This is a genomic window from Mesorhizobium sp. CO1-1-7 (assembly GCF_020164885.1).
In the GTDB taxonomy this organism is placed as follows: Bacteria; Pseudomonadota; Alphaproteobacteria; order Rhizobiales; family Rhizobiaceae; genus Mesorhizobium; species Mesorhizobium australicum.
Genome location: NZ_JAIUHA010000006.1, coordinates 192888 through 218656, shown reverse-complemented (window position 1 = coordinate 218656; position 25769 = coordinate 192888). Strand labels below are relative to the sequence as shown.

At 65.8% G+C, this 25769-nt stretch carries 25 protein-coding genes; 12 read left to right on the top strand and 13 right to left on the bottom strand.

The window, feature by feature from the left end:
- Positions 1-72 precede the first annotated feature (72 nt).
- A complete protein-coding gene (locus tag LB516_RS14975; protein WP_224527034.1) occupies positions 73-1029 on the bottom strand; it encodes an AraC family transcriptional regulator in 957 nt (318 codons plus the stop codon).
- Between the two features lie 46 nt (positions 1030-1075).
- On the opposite strand from LB516_RS14975, the gene LB516_RS14970 reads away from it, so the two are divergent.
- Positions 1076-2377: a helix-turn-helix transcriptional regulator gene (locus LB516_RS14970; RefSeq protein ID WP_224719843.1), complete on the top strand. Its 1302-nt coding sequence runs from the start codon at positions 1076-1078 to the stop codon at positions 2375-2377.
- Positions 2378-2412: 35 nt separating this feature from the next.
- Here the strand turns inward: LB516_RS14970 and LB516_RS14965 are convergent, their stop codons facing one another.
- Positions 2413-3339 carry a LysR family transcriptional regulator gene (locus LB516_RS14965; RefSeq protein WP_224719957.1) on the bottom strand — a complete coding sequence of 309 codons (927 nt, stop codon included), beginning with the start codon at positions 3337-3339 and terminating at the stop codon, positions 2413-2415.
- Between the two features lie 95 nt (positions 3340-3434).
- On the opposite strand from LB516_RS14965, the gene LB516_RS14960 reads away from it, so the two are divergent.
- Positions 3435-4445, top strand: coding sequence for a zinc-dependent alcohol dehydrogenase family protein (locus tag LB516_RS14960; protein WP_140617994.1), 1011 nt, complete (start codon positions 3435-3437; stop codon positions 4443-4445).
- 94 nt (positions 4446-4539) lie between these two features.
- On the opposite strand, the gene LB516_RS14955 is transcribed toward LB516_RS14960, so the two are convergent.
- The 6 genes from LB516_RS14955 to LB516_RS14930 form a co-directional block, all read right to left on the bottom strand.
- On the bottom strand, positions 4540-6855 hold the full coding sequence (locus LB516_RS14955) for a xanthine dehydrogenase family protein molybdopterin-binding subunit (protein WP_224719842.1): 2316 nt from the start codon (positions 6853-6855) through the stop codon (positions 4540-4542).
- A complete protein-coding gene (locus LB516_RS14950) occupies positions 6852-7835 on the bottom strand; it encodes an FAD binding domain-containing protein (protein ID WP_140617996.1) in 984 nt (327 codons plus the stop codon). Before LB516_RS14950 ends, LB516_RS14955 begins: the two co-directional genes overlap by 4 nt.
- Positions 7832-8314: a (2Fe-2S)-binding protein gene (locus LB516_RS14945; RefSeq protein WP_015316943.1), complete on the bottom strand. Its 483-nt coding sequence runs from the start codon at positions 8312-8314 to the stop codon at positions 7832-7834. The genes LB516_RS14950 and LB516_RS14945 overlap by 4 nt, the downstream gene beginning before the upstream one ends.
- 229 nt (positions 8315-8543) lie before the next feature.
- Positions 8544-10802, bottom strand: a complete 2259-nt coding sequence (locus LB516_RS14940; protein ID WP_224719841.1) for a xanthine dehydrogenase family protein molybdopterin-binding subunit — start codon at positions 10800-10802, stop codon at positions 8544-8546.
- The gene (locus LB516_RS14935) at positions 10792-11850 is read right to left on the bottom strand and encodes an FAD binding domain-containing protein (RefSeq protein ID WP_224719840.1); all 1059 of its coding nucleotides are present in this window, start codon (positions 11848-11850) and stop codon (positions 10792-10794) included. The genes LB516_RS14940 and LB516_RS14935 overlap by 11 nt, the downstream gene beginning before the upstream one ends.
- Entirely contained in the window at positions 11847-12377 is a 531-nt protein-coding gene (locus LB516_RS14930; protein ID WP_140663361.1) for a (2Fe-2S)-binding protein, read from the bottom strand. Before LB516_RS14930 ends, LB516_RS14935 begins: the two co-directional genes overlap by 4 nt.
- 252 nt (positions 12378-12629) lie before the next feature.
- Between LB516_RS14930 and LB516_RS14925 the strand changes: the two genes are divergently transcribed.
- Complete coding sequence (locus LB516_RS14925) at positions 12630-13247, top strand: TetR/AcrR family transcriptional regulator (RefSeq protein WP_224719839.1); 618 nt, start codon at positions 12630-12632, stop codon at positions 13245-13247.
- 130 nt (positions 13248-13377) lie between these two features.
- Here LB516_RS14925 and LB516_RS14920 read toward each other — a convergent pair whose 3' ends face one another.
- The gene (locus LB516_RS14920) at positions 13378-14331 is read right to left on the bottom strand and encodes a LysR family transcriptional regulator (protein WP_224719838.1); all 954 of its coding nucleotides are present in this window, start codon (positions 14329-14331) and stop codon (positions 13378-13380) included.
- Between the two features lie 197 nt (positions 14332-14528).
- Between LB516_RS14920 and LB516_RS14915 the strand changes: the two genes are divergently transcribed.
- The 3 genes from LB516_RS14915 to LB516_RS14905 all read left to right on the top strand — a co-directional run bounded on the left by LB516_RS14915 (position 14529) and on the right by LB516_RS14905 (position 17315).
- Positions 14529-15821, top strand: coding sequence for an MFS transporter (locus tag LB516_RS14915; protein WP_411969397.1), 1293 nt, complete (start codon positions 14529-14531; stop codon positions 15819-15821).
- Positions 15822-15851: 30 nt separating this feature from the next.
- Positions 15852-16157, top strand: coding sequence for a hypothetical protein (locus LB516_RS14910; protein WP_224719836.1), 306 nt, complete (start codon positions 15852-15854; stop codon positions 16155-16157).
- Positions 16158-16316: 159 nt separating this feature from the next.
- Positions 16317-17315 carry a bestrophin family protein gene (locus LB516_RS14905; protein ID WP_140716327.1) on the top strand — a complete coding sequence of 333 codons (999 nt, stop codon included), beginning with the start codon at positions 16317-16319 and terminating at the stop codon, positions 17313-17315.
- Between the two features lie 42 nt (positions 17316-17357).
- On the opposite strand, the gene LB516_RS14900 is transcribed toward LB516_RS14905, so the two are convergent.
- Together LB516_RS14900 and LB516_RS14895 are read right to left on the bottom strand one after the other, a co-directional pair.
- On the bottom strand, positions 17358-17621 hold the full coding sequence (locus LB516_RS14900) for a hypothetical protein (protein WP_140663353.1): 264 nt from the start codon (positions 17619-17621) through the stop codon (positions 17358-17360).
- A 99-nt stretch (positions 17622-17720) separates the two neighbouring features.
- Positions 17721-18467 carry a DUF899 domain-containing protein gene (locus LB516_RS14895; protein ID WP_140824076.1) on the bottom strand — a complete coding sequence of 249 codons (747 nt, stop codon included), beginning with the start codon at positions 18465-18467 and terminating at the stop codon, positions 17721-17723.
- Positions 18468-18757: 290 nt separating this feature from the next.
- Between LB516_RS14895 and LB516_RS14890 the strand changes: the two genes are divergently transcribed.
- The 3 genes from LB516_RS14890 (at position 18758) to LB516_RS14880 (ending at position 21564) form a co-directional block, all read left to right on the top strand.
- The gene (locus LB516_RS14890; RefSeq protein ID WP_140824077.1) at positions 18758-19978 is read left to right on the top strand and encodes a helix-turn-helix domain-containing protein; all 1221 of its coding nucleotides are present in this window, start codon (positions 18758-18760) and stop codon (positions 19976-19978) included.
- A gap of 34 nt (positions 19979-20012) precedes the next feature.
- Positions 20013-20645, top strand: a complete 633-nt coding sequence (locus LB516_RS14885) for a PQQ-binding-like beta-propeller repeat protein (RefSeq protein ID WP_140663347.1) — start codon at positions 20013-20015, stop codon at positions 20643-20645.
- 88 nt (positions 20646-20733) lie between these two features.
- The gene (locus LB516_RS14880; RefSeq protein ID WP_015316957.1) at positions 20734-21564 is read left to right on the top strand and encodes an aldo/keto reductase; all 831 of its coding nucleotides are present in this window, start codon (positions 20734-20736) and stop codon (positions 21562-21564) included.
- Between the two features lie 21 nt (positions 21565-21585).
- Here LB516_RS14880 and LB516_RS14875 read toward each other — a convergent pair whose 3' ends face one another.
- The gene (locus LB516_RS14875; RefSeq protein WP_015316958.1) at positions 21586-21894 is read right to left on the bottom strand and encodes a hypothetical protein; all 309 of its coding nucleotides are present in this window, start codon (positions 21892-21894) and stop codon (positions 21586-21588) included.
- A 198-nt stretch (positions 21895-22092) separates the two neighbouring features.
- Between LB516_RS14875 and LB516_RS14870 the strand changes: the two genes are divergently transcribed.
- On the top strand, positions 22093-22800 hold the full coding sequence (locus LB516_RS14870; RefSeq protein ID WP_224719835.1) for a glutathione S-transferase family protein: 708 nt from the start codon (positions 22093-22095) through the stop codon (positions 22798-22800).
- A gap of 335 nt (positions 22801-23135) precedes the next feature.
- A complete protein-coding gene (locus tag LB516_RS14865) occupies positions 23136-24638 on the top strand; it encodes an ATP-binding protein (protein ID WP_224719834.1) in 1503 nt (500 codons plus the stop codon).
- Between the two features lie 134 nt (positions 24639-24772).
- On the opposite strand, the gene LB516_RS14860 is transcribed toward LB516_RS14865, so the two are convergent.
- On the bottom strand, positions 24773-25051 hold the full coding sequence (locus LB516_RS14860) for an usg protein (RefSeq protein ID WP_015316961.1): 279 nt from the start codon (positions 25049-25051) through the stop codon (positions 24773-24775).
- Positions 25052-25442: 391 nt separating this feature from the next.
- On the opposite strand from LB516_RS14860, the gene LB516_RS14855 reads away from it, so the two are divergent.
- Complete coding sequence (locus LB516_RS14855; protein ID WP_015316962.1) at positions 25443-25757, top strand: co-chaperone GroES; 315 nt, start codon at positions 25443-25445, stop codon at positions 25755-25757.
- Positions 25758-25769 lie beyond the last annotated feature (12 nt).

Below are 25769 nucleotides of genomic sequence, written 5' to 3'. Positions count from 1 at the left end.
CATCGGTGGCGCAAGCCGCTGCGGAACGGCCTCGCACGGGCGGTACCGGACTGCTGGCGAAGGCTGCAAAACTTATCTGGCGCTTGTCGGCGTATAGCCGAAACGGCGACGAAAGCAGCGGTTGAAGTACGATACGTCGCTGAATCCGCTTGTCAGGGCGATGTCACTGACCCGCATGTCGCTGTGTTTGTGCGAGAGCATCCTGTGGGCGCTCTGCAGACGCAGTTCGAGAACGCGTTCGGAGAAACTCATTCCCGTCTCCTGAAGGAGGTCGTGGACGTAGCGCACCGACAGGCCGAGTTGTAGAGCGACACTTTGGGCGGAGATGCCGGGGTCGATAAAATCCTCGGCGATCCTTGCGAGGACGGCCTCCAGCCTGGCAGCGCGCAGGCCCCGAAGCCCGGCCAGTTCGGCAGCCCGACCTTTTGCGCCGGTCGCCAGGCCGATCAGATCCACGATCGTGTCCGTCGCGTGCGTGATCAGATCCGCGGAGGCAAGCGGGCTGCCGCTTTCAAGAAGCAGGCAATAGCGTTTGAGAAGCTCGAGGGCTTCGCTGTCGGCGCCGATCTTCAGCCCCAGCCTGTCATCGATCTGCGGGAAGGCGCGCAGGAGGATCGCGCGTGGGACCACCACATTCGTCCAGACATTGCTGTCGGCACCGTTCATTTTCAGAGCTTCCGATGCGGTGACAAGCACGGCCTCTCCCCGGCCGACGGCATATTCGCGGCCGGCATGTACCCCTGACAGCATGGTGTCGGCCTTGTTGATCATCAGCAGATAGCCGTCCTCGTCGTCATTGGCGATGTTGCTCGCTTTGCGTGTAGCATGCTTGACGGGTCCGGACATCTGGCCGAGAACCGCTGAACCGACGGCCGTGGCTTCGATGGCTTCGAAGTGCAGGTTTTCCGGACTGTCGTATTCGGCCGACCGTATTTCCGCGACAGGGATGTCTTGCCACGGGGAAAATCGTTCTCGTTCATCAAGATGCGGTGGCAACCGAGCCGATGAAAGCACCGTCTTTCGCGACAATGGGGAACCTCGACAACTGTCCACGGCTTAAAAAATATCGAACGCGATGCTTTCCATTGCGACAATAACCGGCAACAGTGGCGGCCCGGCGTTCAAGCGACCAAGTTCAACCCATAGTCGAGAGCGGCCGCGACTTGCGTCATCCAAAAGTATGATGTCACAAATTCCTCCGAGGCGAGATCGGGGCGTGCCTGGAGGTGTGATGGAAAGGCTGAGCAGCGAAGTCCTGAGTTCGATTATCGGCGATATCTACGATTGCGTTTTGAACCCGGAAGGCTGGGCCGGAGTCATGACCCGCGTCACGAAAGCTGTCGACGCGGCCTATACCACCATCGCGCTTGCCGGCACCGCCCATAATAGCGGCCGTTTCGCGGCTCAGTCGCCCTGGGATCCCGTGCAGATGCGGGCCCTCGAAGAAGACTATGACTTTGATGGAATTCCCGGACTGAAGGCAGCGGTCGTCGGCGATGTCGACCGGCCCGTTGCGACGCTGTCGCTCATGAGCGAAAGCGAACTCCAACTGACGCCGTTTTTTCAGAACTGGGCCAAACCGCAGGGACTGCGCGAGGCTTGCATCACCAAATTCGTTCATACGCCGGACCGAATCGGGCTTCTGGGCTGCACCACGCGAGCCAGCAGGGGAGGCATCTCGATCGAAGAGCAGCATTTCCTGGCATTGCTCTCGCCGCATCTGCGCCGTGCTTCGCTGATCGGCGATCTGCTCGACCAGGGCCGCATCACCATCGATCTTTATCGTCAGGCGCTCGATCATTTGGCTGTGCCTGTCGTGCTTACCCACGCCAATGGAGCAATCCTCCATGCGAATGCGGCCGCCGAACAGATGTTTTCGGTGCAGGGGCCCATTCTCTCCAGGAACGGCCTGCTCCAGGCACAGAATCGGGTCGTGGCCCGCGCCCTGCTCGACGCGATCGCCAGCACGGCGAGCGCGGATGCCTCGCTTGGCGCGCGCGGCATAGGGCTGCCGGTTTCGGCCCAAGGCCAGCCGCCCGCCGTTGCCTATGTGTTGCCGTTGACTGAAGGAACGGTGCGCGCGGTTTTCCGGCCGGCATGCGCGGCTGTGTTCATATCGACGACGACATCGGCTTCTCCCCTCCCGGAGGCCGTTCTGACCACGCTGTTCGATCTTACGCCCTCGGAGGCGCGGGTGCTGCTGCGGATCGGCAGCGGATTGTCAGCGTCCAAGAGCGCGTTGGCGCTCGGCATTGGCGAAAACACCTTGAAGACCCACCTCAACCGAATCTTTGCCAAAACCGGCACGAGACGCCAAGCCGACCTCGTCAAACTCGTGTCGGACATCGGCATGCCGCTGGCGGCTCATGGGCCCTGAAGCGCGCAGTCTCTACCGCGAGCGGGTCAGCGGCTTTACCGCCAGGGCGGTTCCGGCGCGAAGCGCTTGCCGATCCAGTCGGTGAAGGCGCGGGTCTTGGCGGCTTTTCCCTTGGCCGAGGGCGTGACGACATAGACGGCGCCTTCATCCGCCAAGGTCCACTCCTCCAGCACAGGCACCAGCCGTCCATCGGCAAGCTCGCGCCCGACCAGCCAGTCGGTGCTCATCATCAGGCCGAGCCCCTGCACGGCGGCCTCGACCAGCACCTCGGCATCGTCGCTGACCAACGGCCCGGAAACCTCGACGCGCGCGCGCGCGCCCTCGCGGTCGGTCATTTCCCAGGCCGGAAAGGTCTGGAAGCCCGAGAAGCCCAGGCAGGAATGATCGAGCAGCGCCTGCGGCGTCTCCGGCGTGCCCCTGCGGGCGAGATAGGAGGGAGCCGCGCAGAGCAGCCTGCGTCGCGTCGCCACCTTGCGTGCCACCAGGCGCGAATCCTCCAGGCTGCCCAGCCGCACGGCGACGTCGAAATTCTCGGCGACCAGATCGGTGAAGCGGTTGGAGAATTCGGCCTCGATGCGGACATCGGGAAATTCGGCAAGGAATTGAGGCAGCAGCGGCCCGATCCACATGCGCCCGAACGTGCCGGGCAGCGCCAGCCTGAGCACGCCGCGCGGGCGGCCTCCGGCATGCGCGGACGCGACGGCCTCGGCCTCGCCGACGGCTGCAAGGATGGCGCGCACGCGCATCAGGAATTCGGCGCCCGCTTCGGTCAGCGAGACGCTGCGCGTCGTGCGCGAGAGCAATCTCACCCCCAGCCGCGTTTCCAGCGATTGCAAGCGCCGCGACAGAATGGTCGCGTCGCGCCCGACCCGCGCCGCCGCTTTGGTGAAGGAGCGCGCCTCGGCGATGGCCGCGAACGCAGCCATCTCGGCAAGGGCAGCGGGTTCGTGAGATTGCTGCATCATTCACAGTTCTCAATTTCGCGAAACGAGGATTATCCAGAGATAACGCAGCAAATAGGTTCACTCAACCACCAATCGTCCACCGGAGTGAAACCATGAAAGCCATCGAACTCAGCCAGCCCAGGCTGGACGCCTTCCGCGCCGCCACCGTTGCAACCCCCGAACCGCAACGCGGAGAGGTGCTGATCCGCCAGCGTGCGGCGAGCCTCAATTTCGTCGATGTGGCGGTGGCAAGCGGCAATTATCCCGGACCGAGCTTTCCGCTCATCCCCGTAGCCGACGGCGCCGGCGAGATCGTCGCGCTGGGCGAGGACGTTGCGAGATTCGCCATCGGCGATCGCGTCATCGCCCATGCCAAGCCGCGCTGGATCGGTGGGCCGCCGCGGCCTTACGAAATGACGCAGATGCGCGGCATTTCGCTGCCGGGGTCACTGGCCGAATATGTCGCGTTGCCGGCCAATTCGCTGGTGCCGGTGCCGGCGCATCTTTCCTCCGAGGCGGCGTCGACGCTGCCCATCGCCGGCACCACCGCCTGGAACGCCATCCGCGCCGCCGATGTCGGGCCGGGCTCGGTCGTCGTGCTGCTTGGCACTGGCGGCGTCTCCATCTTCACCCTGCAGCTCGCCAAAGCCGCCGGCGCGACCGTCATCATCACCTCGTCGTCGGACGAAAAGCTGGAGCGGGCGAAGGCGCTCGGCGCCGATCATCTCATCAACTACCGCGCGACGCCCGAGTGGGATGGCAAGGTGCTGGAGCTGACCGGCGGCCTCGGCGCCGACCTTGTCGTCGAGACCGGGGGCAGCGCCACCTTCGCCCGCGCCGTCAACGCCACCGCGCCCGGCGGTACGCTGTTCACCATCGGCTTCGTCACCGGTGCCGAAGCCACGATCAATCTGCTGCCGATCATCATCAAGGCGCTGAAGGTGGTCGGCAACAACACCGGATCGGTGTCCGATCTCAGCGACGCCGCCCGCGCCGTCGGCGCGGCCCGGATCGAGCCGGTGGTCGACAAGGTGTTTTCGCCCGACGAAGCGGCCGAAGCCTACGCCCACATGGCCGCCGGCGGCCTGCACTTCGGCAAGCTGGTGTTCGGGCTGGAGTGGTGATCGGCGCAGGCGCTTTTTTTTCAATGTTGAAAATTGGCGGAACCGCCGCGACATCCAATCTCCCCCACGAGGGGGAAGATTGGCAGCCTCACCGTCAGATCAGCTTCTCCAGCGTGATCGGCAGATCCCGCACGCGCTTGCCTGTGGCATGGAACACCGCGTTGGCAATGGCCGGCGCCATGCCGACGATCGCCAGCTCGCCGACGCCCTTGCCGCCGAGCACCGAGGAGTGCGGGTCGGGAATCCCCACCGAGATCACCTCGATGTCGGGGATGTCGGCATTGGTGGGGATGAGATAGTCGGCGAGGTTGTTGTTGACGATGCGGCCGTGGCGGCGATCGACGATGCCTTCTTCGAGCAGCGCCTGGCCGATACCCATGATGATGCCGCCCTTCCACTGGCTCTCGGCGAGTTTCGGATTGTAGAGGCGGCCCGAATCCAGCGCCGACACGACGCGCGACACACGCACCGTGCCGAAATCCTCGTCGACGCGCACCTCGACGAAATGCGCGCACCAGGAATGGCGCGAATAGTCACCCTCCGTGTGTGGCAGCGCCATGGCGATGGTGGTGTAGTTCTTGTAGCGATCCTCGACGCTCGAATTGGCCGGCATGGTGTCGCCCGTCGCCTCGATGCGGTCGCGGCCGACGCTTTTGAGCAGTTCGGCGATCGAGACGTCGGGGCCGTCGCCCCGCGGCGCGGTGATGCGGCCATTGACGACGACCAGCGTGTTGGCCTGCAGCGCATGGAAGGGCGAGCGCGGATCGCTGATCGCCAGGCCGACCAGCTGGTCGAGCGCCGAGGTCGCGGCCTTGTGGACGGCGCCCGTCATCACGCCGGCCAGCCGCGAGCCGCCGGCGACGCCGGCGCGGGGGAAGCGCGAATCGCCGAGCTTCACCACCACGTCGTCGGCCGCAACGCCGACCGTTTCGGCGGCCGTCTGCGCCAGGATGGTGTAGGTGCCCTGGCCCATGTCGATGGAGGAGCTTTCGACCTCGACCGAGCCGTCGGCCAGGATGCGCACGATCGCCTCGCCATAGGCGCGCCGCACCGGATAGGTGCCGGCGGCCACGCCCCAGCCGACCAGATGGTTGCCGTCGCGCATCGAGCGTGGCTCGGGCGTGCGCCTGGCCCAGCCGAAGCGTTCGGCACCCGCTGCGAAAGCCTCGCGCAACTGCCTGGTCGACCAGGCTTTTTTCGCGTGCGGATCCTGTTCGGCGTAGTTGCGCAGCCGGATTTCCAGCGGATCGATGCCGATCTCGTAGGCGAGCTCGTCGATGGCACTTTCGATGCCGAAGGCCGACGGGTTTTCACCCGGTGCGCGCATGGCGCCCGGCACCACCGAATTCACCCGCACGACATTCTGTTTCGAGGAGAAGTTCGGCGTCGCGTACATGATCGAGGTGACCGAGCCCAGTGGCTCGACCCACATGCCGTCGATGGAGGTTTCGTTGACGCCGCGATGCACGATCGACTGGATTCTTCCGTCATGGTCGGCGCCGATCGTCACCGTCTGCCGCGTCGCGGCGCGGCCGCCATAGCCGGTGAAGGTCTGCGGCCGCGTCATGACCAGCCGCACCGGCCGGCCGAGCATTTTTGCCGCACTTGCGGCAATCGCGCCATGGCTGAGCGCCAGCGCCTTGGAGCCGAAGCCGCCGCCGACATAGGGCGACACCAGCCGCACATTCTCGAACGGCACGCCGAACCATTCGGCATAGGTGCGCGCCATGCCGTCCAGCCATTGGCTCGGCTCCCACACGGTGAGACGGTCGCCCTCCCAGCGGGCGATCAGGCCATGCGGCTCCATCGGCGCCTGGTATTCGCGCGGCGTGTTGTAGGCGGCGCAGATGCGCACCGGGGCGGAGGCGAAGGCGGCGGCCGCGTCGCCCCATTCCTTGGTCATGGCGTCGACCGGGATGCCGTCGCCGGCCTTGCCGTCGCTGAGGTCGACGATGGCCGAAGCCTCATCATAGCTGACCTTGACCATCGTCGCGGCGGCCACGGCCTGCTCGAACGTCTCGGCGATGACGGCGGCGACGTGCTGGCCCGAGAAGGTGACGTCGTGCGCCAGCGGACAATAGGGTTTGTCCGGCGGTGGCGTGCCGAACCAGTCCGAGGCGGTTTTCAGGCTGATGATCGTGTCTGGTGTCAACACCTTGAGGACGCCCGGCGCAGTCTCGGCCTCCGCCGTCTCGATGGCGCGCACCTTGCCGGATGCGATGGTGCTTTCGACCAGCACGGCATAGGCGAGCCCTTCGAGCTGCTGCTCGACGGCGTATTTCGCCGCACCCGTGATCTTGGCCGGGCCGTCGACGCGCGACAGCCGGCCGCCGACGGCCTCCACCTGCGCGCCGTCGGACGCGTCGCCATGTCTTCCGACGTAAACAGTGCTTGCGATGTGAACGGTCATGCCGCTTCTCCCAATTTGAGGATGGCGCGTGCGACGACGCGCGGCGCGAGTTCGATCTTGTAGCGGTTGGCGCCATGGTCGACGGCGCCTTCGACGGCGAGCAGGCTGGCCGTGCGAACGGCTTCCGGCTCCAGCGCCTTGCCTTTTAGCGCGGCTTCCACGGCTCGCGCCCGCCAGGGTTTGGTCGCGACGCCACCGAGCGCCACGCGCAGGTCGCGGATGGTGCGCCCGTCGGCCTCCAGTTCGAGCCCGACAGCGGCACTGGCCGCGGCGAACTCATAGGACTGCCGGTCGCGGATCTTCAAATAGGTCGAACGGCGGGCGACGGCGGAAGAAGGGATTTCGATGGCGGTGATCATCTCGCCCGGCTCGATCGCGTGTTCCCTGTCGGGCGTCGTGCCTGGCAGCAGGAAAAAGTCCTCCACCGGCACGCGCCGTTCGCCGAGATGGACCGTTGCGTCGAAGGCGACGAGCGCGGTGGCGAGGTCGCCGGGATACATGGCGATGCAAGCCTCGCTGGTGCCAAGCACGGCATGGCCCCTGGTAACGCCGCCGATCGCCGAACAGCCGCTGCCTGGTTCGCGCTTGTTGCAGGCGGCAAAGTTCGAGGGATCGCGGAAATAGGGGCAGCGCGTGCGCTGCATCAGATTGCCGCCGATGGTCGCCATGTTGCGGATCTGCGCCGAGGCTGCCTGCCAGAGCGCTTCGGAGATGGCGGGGAAGCGGCTCTTGATGTCGTCATGGTCGGCGACATGGCCCATCCTGGCGAGCGCGCCGATGACGGCGCCGCGCTCGTCGATCTCGATCTGGTCGAACCCCTCGAGATGGGTGATATCGACCAGCGTGTCGGGCTCGGCGACACCGCATTTGGCGAGGTCGATCAGCGTGGTGCCGCCGGCCAGAAGCATGGCGCCGGGCAGCGCGGCCGCCTGGCGGGCGGCATCAGCCGAGGTGGCGCGAAAATAGGAAAAATCCCTCATGACGCGGCCTCCAGCGCCGCCTGGCGCACGGCGGCGACAATGTGCGGATAGGCGCCGCAGCGGCAGAGATTGCCGGCCATGTATTCGCGGATTTCCTCGTCCGAGCCGGCATGGCCCTCGCGGATGCAGGCCACCGCCGACATGATCTGGCCTGGCGTGCAGTAGCCGCACTGGAAGGCGTCCTGCTCGAGGAAAGCAGCCTGCACGGGATGCAGTTCGCCCTCCCGTGCAAGCCCCTCTATGGTGGTGATGGCGCGGCCCTCGGCCTGTGCGGCCAGCGTCAGGCAGGCCAGCACGCGCTCGCCGTCGACATGGACGGTGCAGGCGCCGCACTGGCCGTGGTCGCAGCCCTTCTTGGTGCCGGTCAGGCCGAGCCTGTCACGCAAGGCGTCGAGCAGCGTGACACGCGGCTCGAGTTCCAGCGTGTGATGCTGGCCGTTGATATCGAGATGGACGGGAATCGTGGTCTTGCTCGTCATGGGCGTCTGGCTCCAGTTGCTTGACGCTGGGGGAATGAATTGAAACTGGGCAGGGCGCTCCAACCGACCGCTTGCCTGCCCTAGAGCCGGATGATTTCAGGTCCGTTCGACCTGAAATCTGAATCCGCGTCTAAATCAAAGAGATAGAGCATGATGTCGTCCGAAAACCGGTTCCCACTTTTCGGCATCATGCTCTGGCGCAGGCCTGTCGTTTCGGGCGGACCGCTCGTCACCCCAGCAGGTCCTCGATCCGGATCGGAAAGCGCCGTGGGCGCACGCCGGTCGCGTGCCAGACCGCATTGGCGATGGCGCCGGCAGTGCCGGTGATGCCGATTTCGCCAACGCCCTTGATGCCGAGGGCGTTCACGTAAGGGTCGTCCTCGTGAACCAGCAGCGCCTCGACCGAGGGCACGTCGGCATTCACCGGGACATGATAGTCCGCCAGGTTGGCATTCTGAATGCGGCCGGAACGCCGGTCCGTGACGGCTTCCTCATGCAGCGCGAAGGAAACGCCCCAGATCATCCCGCCATAATACTGGCTGCGCACCAGCCGCGGATTGATGACCCGTCCGGCGGCGAATGCGCCGACCAGCCGGGTGACGCGGATCTGGCCGAGATCCGGGTCGACCTTCACCTCGGCGAAGACGGCCCCATGCGCGTGCTTGGCGTACGTCTCCTGGGAGGCCGGGTCCGGAGCGCCTTTGCCCCGGCCCTCGATTTCGGTCAGGCCCGCGCGGACGAGGATCTCGGTATAGCTTTCGCCGCGGCTTTCGTCATCGCGCCGGTAAAGGCGTCCGCCGCGTGCAACAACGCCTTCATTGCCGGCGCCGAACAGCGGCGAGGCTTCGTCGCCGGTGGCGAGACCGGCAAGGTTGGCGATGACGGCCGCACCCGCATTGTGGATGGCCATGCCGGCCGTCGCCGTGTGACCCGAACCGCCGGCGATGCCCGCATTGGGCAGGTCGGAACTGCCGGCCCTGAAATCGACCTGGTCGATGTCGAGCCCCAGCCCGTCTGCTGCAATCTGGGCAAAAGCCGTCCAGGCGCCTTGGCCCATGTCCTGGGCGCCGGTCTCCATCAAGCCGGTGCCGTCGGCCCTCAGCACCGCGCGTGCCTCTGCCTGGAACATGAGTGCAGGGAACGTCGCCGTGCCCATGCCCCAGCCGGTGAGGAAACCGTCGGCGTCGCGCATCCGCCGCGGCTGCAGCGGGCGACTCGCCCAGCCGAACGCCTCGGCGGCCTGTTCGTAACATTCGCGCAGCGCCTTGGAGGAGAACGGCTTGCCGGTCATCGGTTCGACCTCGGCGTAATTCCTGAGCCGGAATTCCAGCGGGTCCATGCCGCAGGCATGGGCCGCCTCGTCGATGGCGCTCTCAAGCGCGATCGATCCGGTGGCCTCGCCTGGCGCCCGCATGAACAGCGGCGTGCCGGTGTCGAGCCGCACGGCATCGTGCGAGGTGGCGATGGCCGGGCTGGCATAGAGCGTGTGCGAGGCATCGGCCGCCGGTTCGAAGAAATCGTCGAACGTGCTCGACGTGGTCCTGGCGTGATGGGAGATCGCGGTCAGCAGCCCTTCGCCATCCATGCCCATGCGCAATGTCTGGCGGGTCGGGGCGCGGTGACCGACGGGGCCGTACATCTGCTCGCGCCGGAGCACCAGCTTGACCGGGCGGCCGACGAGACGCGCCGCCAGGATGCCGAGCACTTGCGGTCCGGAAATCATGCCCTTGGAGCCGAAGCCGCCGCCCAGGAAAGGGCTGCGGATATGGACGTTTTGCGGCGCGATGCCGAACAGGCCGGCGATGCGGCCCTGCGCCATGGCCAGGCCCTGGCTCGGCGTGTCGATCGACAGCCGGTCGCCATCCCAGGCAGCGACGATCGCGTGGGGCTCCATGGCGTTGTGGTACTGGGCCGGCGTCTCGTAGGTCGCCTCGATCCGCGTCCTTGCCGATTTGAGGCCGGCCTCGACATCGCCCTTCTCCTGCACAGCCGGATTGCCGACGCCGACGCCGCGCGGCACGAAGCTTTTGGCGCCGTCCAGACCAACGCGCGCCGGCAACTCCTCATAGCGAGGCGACAACAGTGCCGCCCCTTCGGTCGCCGCTTCCAGCGTCTGCGCGATTACCACGGCAATGCTCTGGTTGGGGTAGCGAACCCCATCGTTCTGCAGCAGGTCGAGCCGGAACATGAAGGGATGGTCCTTGGCATCCGGATCGACGGCGAGCGCCGGCCGGTTCAGTGGCGTCATCACCTCGACCACGCCCGCATGCGCCTTGGCCGCCTCGACATCCAGCGAGACAACCCGGCCGCGTGCGATGCTGGAGACGGCAAGCACGGCATAGAGCATGCCGGGCGGATTGTTATCGGCGGCAAAGCGCGCGGCCCCGGTGACTTTCAAAAATCCGTCGCGACGCGTCAGCGGCTGGCCGATGCTGGAGCCCTGGCGCGTATGGGCAGGCTGTTGGTTGAGGCCGAGTTCAAGCGTCATGACGCACTCCGGGAAGGGAGGAAAAAGGGGAAGCAGGCAAAGCGGGCATCAGAGCGGGCGTTCCCGCCTGTGCGGACATCAGCGCCCTGACGACAATGCGGCGGGCAAGCTCGATCTTGAACGCATTGTCGCCGGAGGGGCTGGCGTCGACCAGAGCCGCATCCGCGGCCCGAACGAAGCTCGCTTCATTGGCATCGGCGCCGAGCAGCACCGCTTCCGCCGAGCGCGCCCGCCATGGCTTGGCCGCGACACCGCCGAGCGCCAGCCGCGCGGCGCGGATCTTGCCGTCGGCGACCGTCAGGGCCGCGGCAGCCGAAACGACGGCGAAGGCGTAGGAGGTGCGTTCGCGAAGCTTCAGGTAGCGGGCGTGGGGGGCGAAGGACGCTGCTTCCGCCGGCAGGCGCACCGCAACGATCAGGTCGCCCGGCTGCAGCACGGTTTCCCGCTGCGGCGTGTCGCCCGGAAGCCGGTGGAATTCCTCCAAGGTCACGTGGCGCCGGCCTCCCTTGCCCTCGATCTCGACGACGGCGTCCAGCGCCACCAGCGGCACACAGAAATCGGAGGGATGGGTGGCGATGCAGGCATCGCTCCAGCCAAGCACCGCATGCAGGCGGTTCTCGCCGCCAAGCGCCGAGCAGCCGGAACCGGGTTCGCGCCTGTTGCAGGCGCTGGCGGTGTCGTAGAAGTAACTGCACCGCGTGCGCTGCAACAGATTGCCGCCGACAGTGGCGGCGTTGCGAAGCTGCGCAGAGGCGCCCGAAAGCAGCGCTTCGGCCACCGCCGGATAGGCTCTGGCGAAGGCCCGATCATGTGCGAGATCGGCATTGCGGACCAGCGCGCCGATGCGCAGGCCGCCATCATCGAGCGTTTCGATGCGATTGAGTTCCGGCAGGCGGGTAATGTCGACGATCCGTTCGGGGCTGGTGATGCCGCCCTTCATCAGATCGAGCAGATTGGTGCCGCCGGCGAGATAGGCCGAACCCGGTTCGGCCGCCGCCGCTATGGCGTCGGAGACGGTGGCCGGCCTGATGAAATCGAAGTCTCTCATGCCGCGGTCCTCCTGCGTGCCTCGGTGGTGGCGGTGTCGGCCATGTTTTTCTGGGCTTCCATGTTTTTTTGGGCTTCCAGGACGGCCTCGACGATGCCGCCATAGGCCGCGCAGCGGCAGATGTTGCCGCTCAGCCCCTCGCGGATGCGCTCGGGATCATCGCCAGCCTGTCCTTCGGCGATCAGGCCGAGCGTGCTCATGATCTGCCCGGGCGTGCAGAAACCGCACTGGAAACCGTCATGGGCGATGAAGGCGGCCTGCACAGGGTGCAGTTCGTCACCGTGAGCGATACCTTCGATGGTCAGCACCTCGGCGCCGTCATGGCTGACCGCCAGCGCCAGGCAGGAGTTTATGCGCTTGCCGTCGACCAGCACCGTGCAGGCGCCACACTGGCCGCGGTCGCAGCCCTTCTTCGTGCCGGTGAACTCAAGCCGCTCGCGCAGCAGGTCAAGCAAGGTGACGCGTGGGTCGACCTCCAGTTCGTGTCGATGTCCGTTGACGGTAAGCGAGATGGGAAGGCTGGTCATGGGCGTCTGGTTCCAGTTGCTTGACGCTGAGGGGAATGAAGTGGGGTAGGGGCGGGGAAGGGCAAGGTCAGGCGACGGCCAATCTCCTGCGGGGTGGGAAAGTGGCGGGTTGCGGCTTCGAAAGACGTGACATACCGGTTCCCCTGATTATATGATGAGGGTTCTCCACTAAAAGCGGAGGTGCCTCCGTTTATTTACGTGGGGGCTGGCCAGGCGTGGTTCAAGCCCCCATATCCCTGGTGGAGAAAAAAATTGGCTTTTGCGCCCGTCACAACCGCTGACCAAAAAATCGCCGCCGCCGACAAGCCGTTGCGTGCCGATGCACGGCGCAATCGCGACCGGCTGGTCGAGGCGGCGGCTGTGGTCTTTGCCGAGCGCGGCATCGACGGCTCGCTGGAGGAGATCGCTCGGCGCGCCGGCGTCGGCATCGGCACGCTCTACCGGCATTTTCCGACACGCGAGCACCTGGTCGAGGTGGTCTACCGCCGCGAAGCGGAGGGGTTGTGCGCGGCGGCCGGCGAGCTCGCTGCAAGATATCCCTCCGATGTGGCGCTGGAAGAATGGATGCGCCGCTTCGTCGACTACATCGCCACCAAGCGCGGCCTGGCGACCAGCCTGCGCATCCTGTTCACCACCAATTCGACGCTGTTTTCCGACACGTCGGGACGGGTGTCGCAGGCGCTGCGGCAACTGGTCGAGGCGGCGGTGGCCGACGGCACCATCCGCGGCGATGTCGATGCCTCCGACGTGCTGCATGCGCTCGGCGGCATCTACTCGGCGCCCGACACGCCCGAATGGCGCGACCGCTCGCGCCGCCTGGTCAAGCTCCTGATGGACGGGTTGCGGTTCGGGGCGAGGAAGGCTGGATGAGAGGGCGAACGCCGCTTGCCCCGGCATGAGGGCGAGCGATGACAAACGCTGATCGTGCGATCGTGTTTGGGGGCGGCTGAATTTGGCTCCGGCATGGCAGCTCGGCGACTGCTCCGGTCCGGAAACAGGATCAGTCGGTCCGCCGTCGATCCGCCACCAGACTCCCTGCCGTCGCCGGCTGCTCGAGCCGGCGAACCGCGCCCGGAAACTCCTTGAAGATCAACGATCGCAGCCAGCGATGCACGGGATCGGCATCCATGCGGGGGTGCCATGCCTGGGTGATGGTGAAGCCTGGGCTTGCCACCGGCAGATCAAACATCTGGGTACGGCCTGTCGCACCCAGATGGTACGAGCGCGGCACCAGTCCAACGAGATCGGATGCGGCCGCGACCGCGACGACCGCCGGATAGCTCGGCACCACCAGATCGACCTTTCGCGAAAGGCTAAGTTCGGCGAGTGCTTCATCGATCGGTTCGATGAAATGGCCTCGCCGGGATGAGACCACGTGCCGGCACGCGGCGTAACGCTCAGCGGTTATTTCGGTCTCCAGAAGCGGATGCCCGGTTCTCGCCACGCCGACAAAACGGTCCTCGAACAACGCCTGACCGCGCAATTCGGCACCATCACCCGAAAGCACGCCAATATCGAGGTCGATCGTGGCTTCTCTCAGCAGTTCGATGCGCTTGTCCGGTCGGGGCGCGAAGCGCAGCCTTATGCCGGGCGCGGCACTGGTGACAAGGGCATGGAGACGCGCGGCGTAGAGCAGCACGAAGGCTTCATTGGCCCGGATGGTGAAATCGCGCCGCACCTGGCTGATGTCGATCTCCGGCGAGGGGCTGAGCACGGACCGGACCTCCGACGTCAGCGTGTGCACCTGTTCGGCAATCGCTTCGGCATGAGGCGTCGCCACCATGGCGCGTCCCGCCGAAACCAGGATGGGATCACCTAGAGCCAGCCGCAATCTCGACAGTGTGCGGCTCATCGCGGACGTGCTGAGGCCAAGTTTTTTGGCGGCGCCCGAGACGCTGCGCTCCCGCAGCAAGGCGTCAAGCGCCACCAGAAGGTTCAGGTCGAGATCAAGCATGAGAGAGCCTAACGAGATGAGGCGTTTGACGCAACTGTCAATTTACTCCGTTGCGTCTGGTGCAATCATGGGGTGAGCGGTATCGATCCGGCGACACCAACGAAGCGGAGCCTCCGATGTCCATAGCCGCAACGATCAATCCCGCCCATGACGGCCTGCCGTCGCCACGCCGCTACCTGGCCATCGCCGTCCTGCTGATGACGCTGGTGCTCGTCGTGCTGGACGGCGCCATCGCCAATGTCGCGCTACCATCCATCGCGGCCTCGCTCAATGCCAGTGCCAGCAGCACCGTTTGGGTGGTGTCGAGCTACCAGCTTGCGGTCCTTGTGGCTCTTTTGCCTTGCGGCGCGCTGGGCGAGATCCACGGCCCCCGGCGTGTCTTTCTTCTGGGTGTCGCGCTGTTCACGGTGGCTTCGGCGGCCTGTGCCTTCGCCGGCAGCCTGCCTGTTCTTGTGGCTGCCCGGTCCATCCAGGGGCTGGGGGCGGGCGCCATCATGGCGACCGGGCCGATGAACCTGCGCGTTTCGGTGCCGCAGCGGCTGCTCGGAACCGTCATCGGCTTCAACGCGATGACGATCGCGATTTCGGCGGCCGCCGGCCCTGGTGTCGCCGGCGCGATCCTCTCCGTTTCCAGCTGGCCGTGGCTGTTCGCCGTCAACATCCCGATCGGCATCATCGTCCTGTTGTCTGGCGGGTTGCTTGCGCATATGGATGGCGTGAAGCGTCACCTCCACCTCGTGGCATTGCTGGCCAACACACTGATGTTCATCCTGTTCTTCACGGGCGCCGACCGCATCGCCGGTGCGCCGGTCAGCGGGTCGATCCTGATCGGTTGTTCCGTCCTGTGCCTCGTCATCTTGTTGTCTCTCGAACGCAGGAGTGCCGCACCGATCGTGCCGACCGACCTCTTGGCCGATCCAGCCTTCCGGGTAGCCGTCATCGCTTCGATCTCGTGCTTCACCGGGCAGATGCTCAGCTACGTCGCGCTGCCATTCTACCTGCAGCACACCTTGCACATGAGCCCGGTCCAGGCGGGCCTCTACATGATGCCATGGCCCATCGCGACGATCATCATCGCTCCGATTTCGGGGCGGCTGGCCGATCGTTTCAAGACAGCGTGGCTGTGCGCCGCCGGCGGCGGGTTGCTGGCGATCGGCCTTCTGATCGCGGGCCTGACACCGCCCGGTCCAAGGGCGATTGCCTTCCTGGTCGGAACCGTCGTCGCGGGCACGGGTTTTGGTCTTTTCCAGACGCCGAACAATCGCATCCTGCTTCTCTCCGCACCCAAGGCGCGCAGCGGTGCGGCGGGAGCCATGCAGGGCACGGCACGGCTGTTGGGACAAACGCTTGGCGCCATTTCGATGTCGATCATTTTCGCGACCGTGCCGCTGACAGGCGCACCCAGCCTCGCGCTGGTCCTGGCCGGCGTCTGCGCGGCCATCGCCTGCCTGGTCAGCCTGAGCCGCGCCCGCTACGAGACGGTGGCATGAGACCAGCTGGCGCTCGACACGCTGTCCTCGATGCGCGCGCAAGGCATCGACATTCCGATCACCACGGTCGATCTCGGCCTGCGGTCGGCAAACGAGATCGCCAAGGGCGTTCCGCTCAAGGCTATCGGCTCGTGGCGTCCCGATGACAAGGGCGTCGCCGAGGCGCTTGCCATGATGAAGGCGCTTATTGGCGAACCCACGCCGGCGTCGATCGGAGTCCAGGCCTTGCCGCGGTGCAGTCCGGTGCTGCTGGAATCCTTCAAGACGGTCTTCCACAACCACTCGCCGGGCGGAGCTGGCGGACGCCTGCAACTCGCCAAGCCGAAGTGCAATTGAGATAGGGGGAACGATCACGGGCGCGGGCGAGATCCCGTGCCCATGGCGGCGTCCTGCGCACACCGCGGTCGACGGCTCTTCGCCCTGTGCAAACGATATGATAGGCGTCAGGCTACCGGTGGTCCGATTGCCGCCCGTTCGTGATTGAGGGGCATTTCAATGTATGTAGGCCGTTCCTACAAGGTGATCGATTTCGCACTGTGGTCACGGCGCAGCGTCCTCTACATGGTGGTGGTGAGTGGGCTGGCCGTGGCTGCCTACCGCTTTCCGGGCATTGCCGGGTTCTCCGTGCCATGGTCGGTGGTGCTGGTGCTCGGCACCACGGTGTCGCTGGTCGCCGGCTTCAAGAACTCGCAGGTGTTCACCCGCAGCAGTGAGGCGCTGCAGGCCTTCACGCAGATCACGGCCAGCAGCCGCGTATGGTCGAATTTCTGTCGGGATTTCCTCGATGCGCCGACGGCCAGGCAGCTCATCTACCGCCATATCGCCTGGATGACGGCGCTGCGATACGCGCTGCGGCGGCCGATGCCGTGGGAATCCATGGGGAAGGCCGCCAATATCGAATACCGACGGCGTTACCACATTCAGGAGGACAAGGGTTCGATCGCCGACGAATTACGCCCGCTGCTGGGCGACCAGACCGCGGATGTCCTGAAATCGCCTCGTCCGGCGATAGCCCTGCTCGAATTGCAGTCTGTCCAGGTCAATGCACTGTTCAAGGACGCCAAGGTCCCGCCGCAGATCCATGGCGAACTGACGAAGCTGATCCGCGACTTCCACGACCAGCAGGCGCGCTGCGACCGCATCAAGAACAATCCCTATCCCCGGCAATACGCCATCGTCAGTTCCATGTTCGTCATGATCTTCTGCACGCTGCTGCCGTTCGGCGTGGTTCCGGTGTTCGCCGACATGGGCAAGCTGGGGGGAATGCTCGGCTCGATCGGCATCTGGCTGACGATCCCGTTCAGCACGCTGCTGGGCTGGGCCTACATGTCCCTCGACCAGGTCGGCGAGAGCAGCGCCAACCCTTTCGAGGGCAACGCCAACGACGTGCCGATCTCGCAAATCTGCCGCGACATCGAGATCGAGATGCGCGCCGGGCTCGGCGAGAGCGATCTTCCCAAGCCATTGCTGCCGGTCAATGACATCGCGACGTGAGGTCGGGCGCCGGAGTCGGGCAGAGCCATGCCTTCTCAGCGCCTAGCGGCGGGACATCACCCTCAGCCACGGCGCCAGATGGAAAGCGCTCATCAGCAGATACATGGCCGGCATGCCGGTCAGGATCGAGCCGGCCAGCGGCGAGGCGCCCATGCACAGCATGGTCCCGTCGCCGCCGTGAAGACGGGAAAGCAGCGCCATCACCGCAAAGGTCGGCGCCGCGGCGAGGCATAGCCAGTCGGCTATGCCATGGGGGACGACATTTTCGGGGGTCACGCTGCCGATGCCGGAAGGGATATCGCTCATGATCTTATTCCCTTGATGGTTGCGGCCCGTCATGACCTGGGGTCCTCGGCCCTGCCGGAGGCGGGAAGAGGAACCCAGGCTGGACGGACTTGCGCCAGCTTACTGGTTGCCCTTGTCGCGGAACGCGGCCTCGCCGGCAGCTGACACTTCGGCCCATTTCTTGTCGGCTCCGGCATCGTAATTGTCGTGCCAGTTCCACCAGCTGTAGAGTGGCGTCTGCGGGTAGCCTTCGGGCGAGTCTTCCCACACCTCCTGGCGGCCGAGCGGCGTGATGTCGAGATAGCTCCAGACGGTGCCCAAAGCCTCGTCGCCGCGGTTGTTGATGAAATAGGTGCGGAAGATGCGGTTCCCGTCATGGATGAACACGTTGTGGCCGTGCCATTCGTCGACGCCGAAGTCCTTGTCGAAGCTATCGGTGATCGTATACCAGGGCATCTCCCAACCCATCCGTGTCTTCAGCCGCTCGATGTCTTCCTGCGGGGCGCGAGAGGCGTAGGCGAGGGTGGTGTCGCGGGCGTTGAGATGGGCGAGGTGGCCGACCTGGTCGGCGCCGAGCGAGCAGCCGCGGCAGGCATGATCGGGCCAGCCATAGACGCCGGGCTCGAAGAAGGCGCGGTAGACGATGAGCTGGCGGCGGCCTTCGAACAGGTCGAGCAGGCTCACCTTGCCGTCAGGGCCCTCGAAGACATAGGCCTTGTCCACTTCCGTCCACGGCATGCGCCGGCGTTCGGCCGACAGCGCGTCCCTGGCGCGCATCGTCGCCTTCTCCTTCACCAGCATCTTTTCGTGCGCGGCGTTCCAATCCTGCTGTGAGACGATCGGTGGGGTCTTCATGGTCATGGTCATTGGTCTTCTCCTTTGCCAGTCGTGGCGTCGTTGCGATGTGGTGTTGCCTGGGCGTGTGGGGGAGCCGCAGGCGCGGCGAAATCCGAAAGATCCGGCCCGGCGCAGCAGGGGTGGCGTGCGGCGTGCTTGGCCGTATCATTGGCCGCGTCGAGGTCGAGGTCGGTGGAGGCAGGCATTTCTGGTTCTCCCTTGCTGCCGTCATTGCCGGCACATCTTGCTGGTTGACGGTACTGACGTAAGTTAGGGCGGCGCGGCGACGAGGTGGGAGTTACAAGTGTGACGGGATTTGAATGGACTCGCTGATCACCGCGGCAGCGCTGGCGCTGGCGGCCGGCGATCCACTCGGCGCGCTCGACCGCGTCGCCCTGCGCGAGGATGCGCCGGCGCTGGCGCTGCGCGGCATTGCCATGGCTCAGCTCGGCGACTTCGATCGCGCCAAGCTCTTGTTGCGGCGGGCCGCGCGTGCCTTCAGTCCGAAAGAGGCGGTGGCGCGCGCCAGATGCGTCGTCGCCGAGGCCGAGATCGCGCTGGTTTCGCGCGATTTGGGCTGGCCGGCCAAGGCGCTCGACGCGGCCCGCACGGCGCTGGAAAAGCATGGCGACCGGTTGAACGCGGCGCATGCCGGTCACCTCAAGATACGGCGCCTGCTCTTGATCGGCCGCCTCGACGAGGCCGAGCAGGTGCTCGCCGGGCTCGACCCGGCGCCGCTGCCGCCGGCGGCAAGAGCCGCGCACGAACTCGCCGTCGCCGGCATCGCCATGCGGCGCCTGCGGACCAGGCCGGCGCGCGCGGCGCTGGAGTGGGCGCGCCATGCCGCTCGCAAGGCCGGTATTCCCGGCCTCATCGCGGAGGTCGACAGCGCGTGGCTGGCACTGGAGACACCCGCGGCGCGGCTGATCGCGCAGGGCAGGGAGCAGCCGCTGCTGCTCGAAGAGGTCGAGGCATTGCAGGGATCGCCGGCGCTGGTCGTCGATGCTTTCCGCTACGCCGTGCGCGTTGGGCGGACCACGGTTTCGCTGGCGAGCCGGCCTGTGCTGTTCGCCTTGGCGCGGACGCTCGCCGAAGCCTGGCCCGGTGATGTGTCGCGGGGGGAACTCGTGGCGCGGGCTTTCGGCGGCAAGCATGCCGATGAATCGCATCGCGCGCGCCTGCGCGTCGAGATCGGGCGGCTGCGTGCCGAGTTTCGCGCATTGGCCGGCATCAGCGCCACCAGGCATGGCTTCACGCTGGTGCCGCGCCAGGCCCATGCAGTGGTGGTGCTGGCGCGGCCGATCGAGGAACGGCACGCGGCCGTGCTTGCCTTGCTGGCCGACGGCGAGGCCTGGTCGAGCTCGGCCTTGGCGCTGGCACTTGGAACCGGCCAGCGCAGCGTGCAGCGGGCGCTTGAGCCGCTTGCCGAGGCCGGCAAGGTACAATCCTTCGGCCATGGCCGGGCGCGCCGCTGGATGACGCCGCCGGTGGCGGGTTTCACGACCACCTTGTTACTCCCCGCGCCGCTTCCCAATGGCTAGAAAGTGACGACGACCACCATCGAGGGACAAGGACATGAAACATTCGGCAGCCGAAATCTTGAGGGAATACGGGCCTTTTCCCGGTGCCAATACAGTGGCCGGGGTAAGCTTTGATGGCAAGAATGTCTGGTTCGCCTCAGGCGACAGGCTGAACGCCTTCGATCCGGAGAGCGGGCAGGCCCTGCGCTCGATCGATGTCGCGGCACATGCCGGCACCGCCTATGACGGCCGGCATTTCTTCCAGCTCGCCAAGGACCGCATCCAGAAGATCGATCCCGACACGGGCGAGGTGCTTTCCACCATTCCAGCCCCCGGCAATGGCGGCGATTCCGGGCTGACCTGGGCCGAAGGCACGCTATGGGTCGGCCAGCACCGGGAGCGCAAGATCCACCAGATCGACCCCGAGACCGGCGCGATCCTGCGCACCATCGAATCCAACCGGTTCGTCACCGGGGTGACCTGGGTCGACGGCGAATTGTGGCACGCCACCTGGGAGGGCGACGAAAGCGATCTGCGCCGCGTCGACCCGCGGACGGGCAAGGTTCTGGAGAAGCTCGACATGCCTGCCGGCATGGGCATCTCGGGGCTGGAATCCGATGGCGCCGACCGACTGTTCTGCGGCAGCGGAAACGCCGGCGTGGTGAGGGCGGTGCGCCGGCCGAAATAAGGGTCCGCGAATTTTCCCCAATCGACTGGCCGTTGTGCGATGCCAAACCTAGATAGGCTGGACCATCCCCCCACAAAAGGATTCTCCCATGCCCGAACAGATCACGTTGAACGACGGCACCGCCATTCCCCAGCTTGGCCTTGGCGTCTGGCAGGTCGATCACGACATCACGGCGCAGGTGGTGGGCTGGGCGATCCAGGCCGGTTACCGGCTGATCGACACCGCCGAGGGCTACCGGAACGAGGAAGGGGTCGGCGAGGCGATCCGCGCCGCCGGCGTGCCGGCGGCAGAGCTGTTCATCACCTCGAAGCTGCGCAACGGCGCCCACCAGCGCGATGCGGCGCTTCGGGCCTTCGACGACACGATGAAGAAGCTCGGCGTCGAGCAGCTCGACCTGTTCCTGATCCATTGGCCGGTGCCCAGCCAGGACAAATATGTCGAGGCGTGGAAGACGCTCGTCGAGCTGCAGCAGGCCGGCCGCATCAAGTCGATCGGCGTTTCGAATTTCAACAGGGATCATCTGGAGCGCATCATCGGCGAGACGGGCGTGACGCCCGTCGTCAACCAGATCGAGCTGCACCCGCGCTTCCAGCAGCGCGATCTGAGGGAATTTCACGCCCGGCACGACATCCATACGGAAAGCTGGAGTCCGCTGGGCAGCGGCCGGTTGCTGAGCGACCCGACCATATCAGGCATTGCCCGCAAACACGGCAAGTCCACAGCGCAGACAATGATCCGCTGGCATCTCCAGCAAGGGCTGATCGTCATCCCGAAGTCGGTGCGCCAGGACCGCATCGCGGCCAATTTCGATGTCTTCGATTTCGAACTGGACGCACAGGACCTGGAGACGATCGCCGGCATGGATTCGGCTGACGGCCGTAACGGTCCGAATCCGGTGACGGCGGCGTTTCTGTTCTGAGAGGACGAAGCGGCCGGCGCGCTAAATCCCCGAGCCGTCCAGCTGTTGCGCGTCGTCGCCTTCCCACGGCGCTGGCATCGAGGCGCCCCGGCTGAGATTGGCCGAGGGCATCGGCATCCAGCACTTCAGCTCCGGCTCGGCATATTCGACGACGCGGCCGGGCGAGGAATCGGAGGCGCGCCAGCCCTCGTCACCGAACTGATCGGCGCGTGACCAGTAGGCGAGGTCGACTTCCGCCGGCCCCTGCTCGGATGGGCGGACCGTCACGAGGATCCGGCTGCCGTCTTTTGGCGCGCTCGACATGTGGCGCCAGCGGTCGGGCTCGTCCATCGTATTTCCTCCTGCCTTGCTGTGGGATGAAGTGTCGCCTCGTCGTCGGAGACGGTCAACCCAAACTTTGCGCAACCCATCCTGTTTCGATAGGCTGCTCGTTCCGCCCGGCGCGCGGGGAGTGGATGATTTGTCGGATTGCACCAGCCGCATCCGTCCTTGATCTGGCGACGGTCGCCGAGACAAGGAGAGGCATTCATGAGTGACGAAGTCGAGCCGATGCCGGCTGGGGTGGAAACAAAACTGTACTTCAGCCGCAACCCCAATCCGCGCCTGGGGGTCGCGGCGGCGCGTCATCTCGGGGCGAGGGTGACCTTCGAATTCGCGTCGCCGTTCGCGCCGGGGCAAGCGGACCGATTCCGGCCGCTCAATCCCAACCTTTCCCTGCCCATACTGGTCTGGCCCGGCGGAAGCCTGTGGGAGGCCGACGCCATAGCCTGCCGGTTGTCGCGCGACATGGGGTCCGATTTCTGGCGCAGCGGCGACGATGAGCCCGAGATGATCCGCTGGCTGAGCTGGGGCAAGGAGAATTTCATGCGGGCCTGCGACATGGTGCATTTCGAGCGCGGCACCAAGCAGCGTTATCACATCGGGCCGATCGATCACCAACTGGTCGAGGATGGGCTGAAACTGTTTCACACGACGGCGGCGATCCTGGAGACCGCGCTTGCGGGCCGGCAATGGCTGGTCGGAGACGAAGTTTCTTATGCCGACTTCCGCATGGCGACCTTCCTGCCTTTCAACGATGTCGCGGGCCTGCCGCTCGGCGACTATCGACTGGTCGATCGCTGGTATCGGCGGCTTGAAGCGATCGACGCCTGGCGTGATCCCTTCGAGGGTCTGGACGCGCCGCGATTGCCGCCAGTCCCAGGACAGGTCGAGCCGCATGAGGCGCCGAGGCTGTAGTCGAAAGGGTGGCGACCGGCGTATACGTTTGGAGAGAAACTTGAAACGCCGGCCGCCATTTGGGGGCGTTGGGGTGCATCGCTTTGGGGGGCGATGCAGAGGCCAGGCTAAGCGGATGACCGGCCGCCGCAATCGAAACGCCGGCCCATGGTGAACAGGCGGTTACTATCCACAGGTCAGGGCCGTAAACGGCAGGCCCGCCGGATTGCGGCCGTCCATCGCGGCCAGATCGTCATTGTCTCGGCTGTGCGCAACGCGAATCGCCGGCCATGCCACGCTCGACGGGCCGCGATCGGATTGCTAAGCCCGTCCGCGAAGGAGCTGATGAGTCTGGCATGACCGTTGCGATCGAGATGGGACACACGACAGCGGGCGCGCCGGCGAAACTCGATCTCGAGGAGTTGCTGGCGACCCGCCTTCTGGTGCAGGGCAATTCGGGGTCCGGCAAGTCGCACCTCTTGCGGCGTCTCCTGGAACAGAGCGCGCCTTGGGTGCAGCAGACCATCATTGATCCGGAAGGCGACTTCGTATCCCTGGGCGAACGCTACGGCCATCTGGTGATCGATGCCGAGGAGCACACCGAGCGCGGCCTGCAGGCGGCCGGCGAGCGGGCGCGCATCCACCGGGTCTCGACCGTGCTCAACCTCGAAGGCCTCGATGCCGAGAACCAGATGCGGCGCGCCGCCGCTTTTCTCGGCGGGCTGTTCGAGGTCGCGCGCGACCACTGGTACCCGATGCTGGTGGTGGTCGACGAAGCTCAGCTTTTCGCGCCGGCGGTGGCCGGCGAGGTGTCGGACGAGGCGCGCAAGCTTTCGCTCGGCGCCATGACCAACCTGATGTGCCGGGGCCGCAAGCGCGGGCTTGCCGGCATCATCGCCACGCAGCGGCTGGCCAAGCTCGCCAAGAACGTCGCGGCGGAAGCCTCCAATTTCCTGATGGGCCGCACCTTCCTCGATATCGACATGGCGCGCGCGGCCGATCTCCTAGGCATGGAGCGGCGGCAGGCGGAGGCGTTCCGCGATCTGGAGCGCGGCCAGTTCATGGCGCTGGGGCCGGCACTGTCGCGCCGGCCGCTCGGCCTGCGCATCGGCCCGACCGACACCAGCCCGCGCAACGGCACGCCCAAGCTGATGCCGCTGCCGGAGGCGGCGCTCGAGGATGCCCGCGCCATCATCCTGGCCGCCCCGCCGCCCGAGACGATGCGCGCGCCGCGCCGGGTGGCGTCGCCGGACCTGCTCGACCAGTTGATGGCGGCGAAGTCGGCTGCGCTGGAAATCCGCCCCGAACCGGCGGAGCCGCAAGTCAGCGCCGAGGATCTGGCGGAGCGGCGCGAGCGGGTGGACCGCGTGCTGCGCGCCATTCTTGCACAACCTGACGCGGGCTTCCGCGTGATCGGGGTGCTCTACCAGGAGTTTGTCGTGCGCTGCCGCATCGAGGGCCTCGCCTCGGTCGTGCCTGACCTGCCCACCTTCCGGCGCATGTTGACGCGCGCCCGTGCCGGGCTGGGGGCCGAAGCCAGCGAGGACGATGTGTGGCGCGACGTCTCGGTGCGCGCTTCGTTGCTGCCGGAGGACATGCAAGGCGTGTTCATGATGATCGCGCGCGCGGCGAAGGAGGGCTGGCCGTGCCCGAGCGATGGCGCGATTGCCCGCGCCTACGGCTCGCACTCCATGCGCCGCGCCCGGCGGCTGCTCACCTATATCGAGGAGCAGGGCCTCATCGTCTGCCAGCTCGACGGCACGGGGAAGCGCACCGTGACGCTGGTCGAACTCGCCTGGGCAACGGCGCCCGGCGATCCCAATGCGGAGGGGGCGGAACAGGGAAGCCTGGCTTTGTGAGGGCATCCAACGCTGCCGTGGCGGCATTGCGATCTCATCGACAAACGCTGATCCGCTGGTTCTCGATGGCGGACCTGATGGTGAGGTCGCTGGTCGGCTTCTGGTAAGGTCAGCACCGCGCGATGACGCCGCCCTTACTGGACCGTGATGACACCGTCGACCGCCCGCCATTCCGATGGGGTGATGAGCCGGTGGTGGGCGATGTGGACGGAGTGAAGCGGCCCGTCCAATTCGCGCTCCCAATAGGAGAGAAAGCCCTTGAGTTCGGGGAACTCCGGCGCCAGGTCGTAGTCCTGCCAGACATAAAGCTGCAGCAGGCTCCGATGGTCAGGCAGACGGTAATGTATTTGTGCGGTGGTCAGGCCATAGCCTTCCATCTGGAGGCGGAACTCCTTGCTGACGCTTGCGATCATTCGTGTCTCCTTTCGGCGGCAGCGGTGGCCGCAACGGCGAAAAAGTCTCTCGGCCCATCAATGTGCGCCGTCGGTAAACAACTCCTTCAGAGGGTGAGCGGTTCCGGCGCCGGCGATGGTACCGGCTCGGATAATTTTGCCGGATCTAGGCGTAAATTCAAGGGGCGGCTCCCGACGCAGAGCGAATAAGACCGCTATAACAGTGAGTTGGCACTCCGACGGCGTGAGTGCTAAAATTTTCTGGCCGGCCTCTTGAAACCGAAAAAAGGGAAAACTAGCTCGATATGCGCGCGCGATGCCTGACAAAGGGTCGCCGCATTCCGCATCGGCCCGAATTGCCGGTCCGGTGTGGAGGAAGCTGAAAACCTGTTTGTCCCAAGAGGAGAACGACATGGCGTTCCGTCCATTGCATGACCGTATCCTGGTCCGCCGCATCGAGGCCGAGGAAAAGACCTCCGGCGGCATCATCATTCCCGATACCGCCAAGGAAAAACCGCAGGAAGGCGAAGTCATCGCCGTCGGTCCCGGCGCGCGCGACGACAGCGGCAAACTGACCGAGCTGGATGTCAGGGTGGGTGACCGCATCCTTTTCGGCAAATGGTCCGGCACCGAGATCAAGCTCAATGGCGAGGATCTGCTCATCATGAAGGAAAGTGACGTGATGGGCGTGATCGAACAGACCGCGCAAGTGAAGAAGGCCGCCTGACGGCTTCTTAGA

Bases quoted from the DNA above. Each gene is read 5' to 3' on its own strand.
- LB516_RS14970 (WP_224719843.1), top strand. From the start codon at position 1,076: ATGCTTTCCATTGCGACAATAACCGGCAACAGTGGCGGCCCGGCGTTC.
- LB516_RS14965 (WP_224719957.1), bottom strand. From the start codon at position 3,339: ATGCAGCAATCTCACGAACCCGCTGCCCTTGCCGAGATGGCTGCGTTC.
- LB516_RS14960 (WP_140617994.1), top strand. From the start codon at position 3,435: ATGAAAGCCATCGAACTCAGCCAGCCCAGGCTGGACGCCTTCCGCGCC.
- LB516_RS14955 (WP_224719842.1), bottom strand. From the start codon at position 6,855: ATGACCGTTCACATCGCAAGCACTGTTTACGTCGGAAGACATGGCGAC.
- LB516_RS14950 (WP_140617996.1), bottom strand. From the start codon at position 7,835: ATGAGGGATTTTTCCTATTTTCGCGCCACCTCGGCTGATGCCGCCCGC.
- LB516_RS14945 (WP_015316943.1), bottom strand. From the start codon at position 8,314: ATGACGAGCAAGACCACGATTCCCGTCCATCTCGATATCAACGGCCAG.
- LB516_RS14940 (WP_224719841.1), bottom strand. From the start codon at position 10,802: ATGACGCTTGAACTCGGCCTCAACCAACAGCCTGCCCATACGCGCCAG.
- LB516_RS14935 (WP_224719840.1), bottom strand. From the start codon at position 11,850: ATGAGAGACTTCGATTTCATCAGGCCGGCCACCGTCTCCGACGCCATA.
- LB516_RS14930 (WP_140663361.1), bottom strand. From the start codon at position 12,377: ATGACCAGCCTTCCCATCTCGCTTACCGTCAACGGACATCGACACGAA.
- LB516_RS14920 (WP_224719838.1), bottom strand. From the start codon at position 14,331: ATGCTTGATCTCGACCTGAACCTTCTGGTGGCGCTTGACGCCTTGCTG.
- LB516_RS14915 (WP_411969397.1), top strand. From the start codon at position 14,529: ATGACGCTGGTGCTCGTCGTGCTGGACGGCGCCATCGCCAATGTCGCG.
- LB516_RS14910 (WP_224719836.1), top strand. From the start codon at position 15,852: ATGCGCGCGCAAGGCATCGACATTCCGATCACCACGGTCGATCTCGGC.
- LB516_RS14905 (WP_140716327.1), top strand. From the start codon at position 16,317: ATGTATGTAGGCCGTTCCTACAAGGTGATCGATTTCGCACTGTGGTCA.
- LB516_RS14900 (WP_140663353.1), bottom strand. From the start codon at position 17,621: ATGAGCGATATCCCTTCCGGCATCGGCAGCGTGACCCCCGAAAATGTC.
- LB516_RS14895 (WP_140824076.1), bottom strand. From the start codon at position 18,467: ATGACCATGACCATGAAGACCCCACCGATCGTCTCACAGCAGGATTGG.
- LB516_RS14890 (WP_140824077.1), top strand. From the start codon at position 18,758: ATGGACTCGCTGATCACCGCGGCAGCGCTGGCGCTGGCGGCCGGCGAT.
- LB516_RS14885 (WP_140663347.1), top strand. From the start codon at position 20,013: ATGAAACATTCGGCAGCCGAAATCTTGAGGGAATACGGGCCTTTTCCC.
- LB516_RS14880 (WP_015316957.1), top strand. From the start codon at position 20,734: ATGCCCGAACAGATCACGTTGAACGACGGCACCGCCATTCCCCAGCTT.
- LB516_RS14875 (WP_015316958.1), bottom strand. From the start codon at position 21,894: ATGGACGAGCCCGACCGCTGGCGCCACATGTCGAGCGCGCCAAAAGAC.
- LB516_RS14870 (WP_224719835.1), top strand. From the start codon at position 22,093: ATGAGTGACGAAGTCGAGCCGATGCCGGCTGGGGTGGAAACAAAACTG.
- LB516_RS14865 (WP_224719834.1), top strand. From the start codon at position 23,136: ATGACCGTTGCGATCGAGATGGGACACACGACAGCGGGCGCGCCGGCG.
- LB516_RS14860 (WP_015316961.1), bottom strand. From the start codon at position 25,051: ATGATCGCAAGCGTCAGCAAGGAGTTCCGCCTCCAGATGGAAGGCTAT.
- LB516_RS14855 (WP_015316962.1), top strand. From the start codon at position 25,443: ATGGCGTTCCGTCCATTGCATGACCGTATCCTGGTCCGCCGCATCGAG.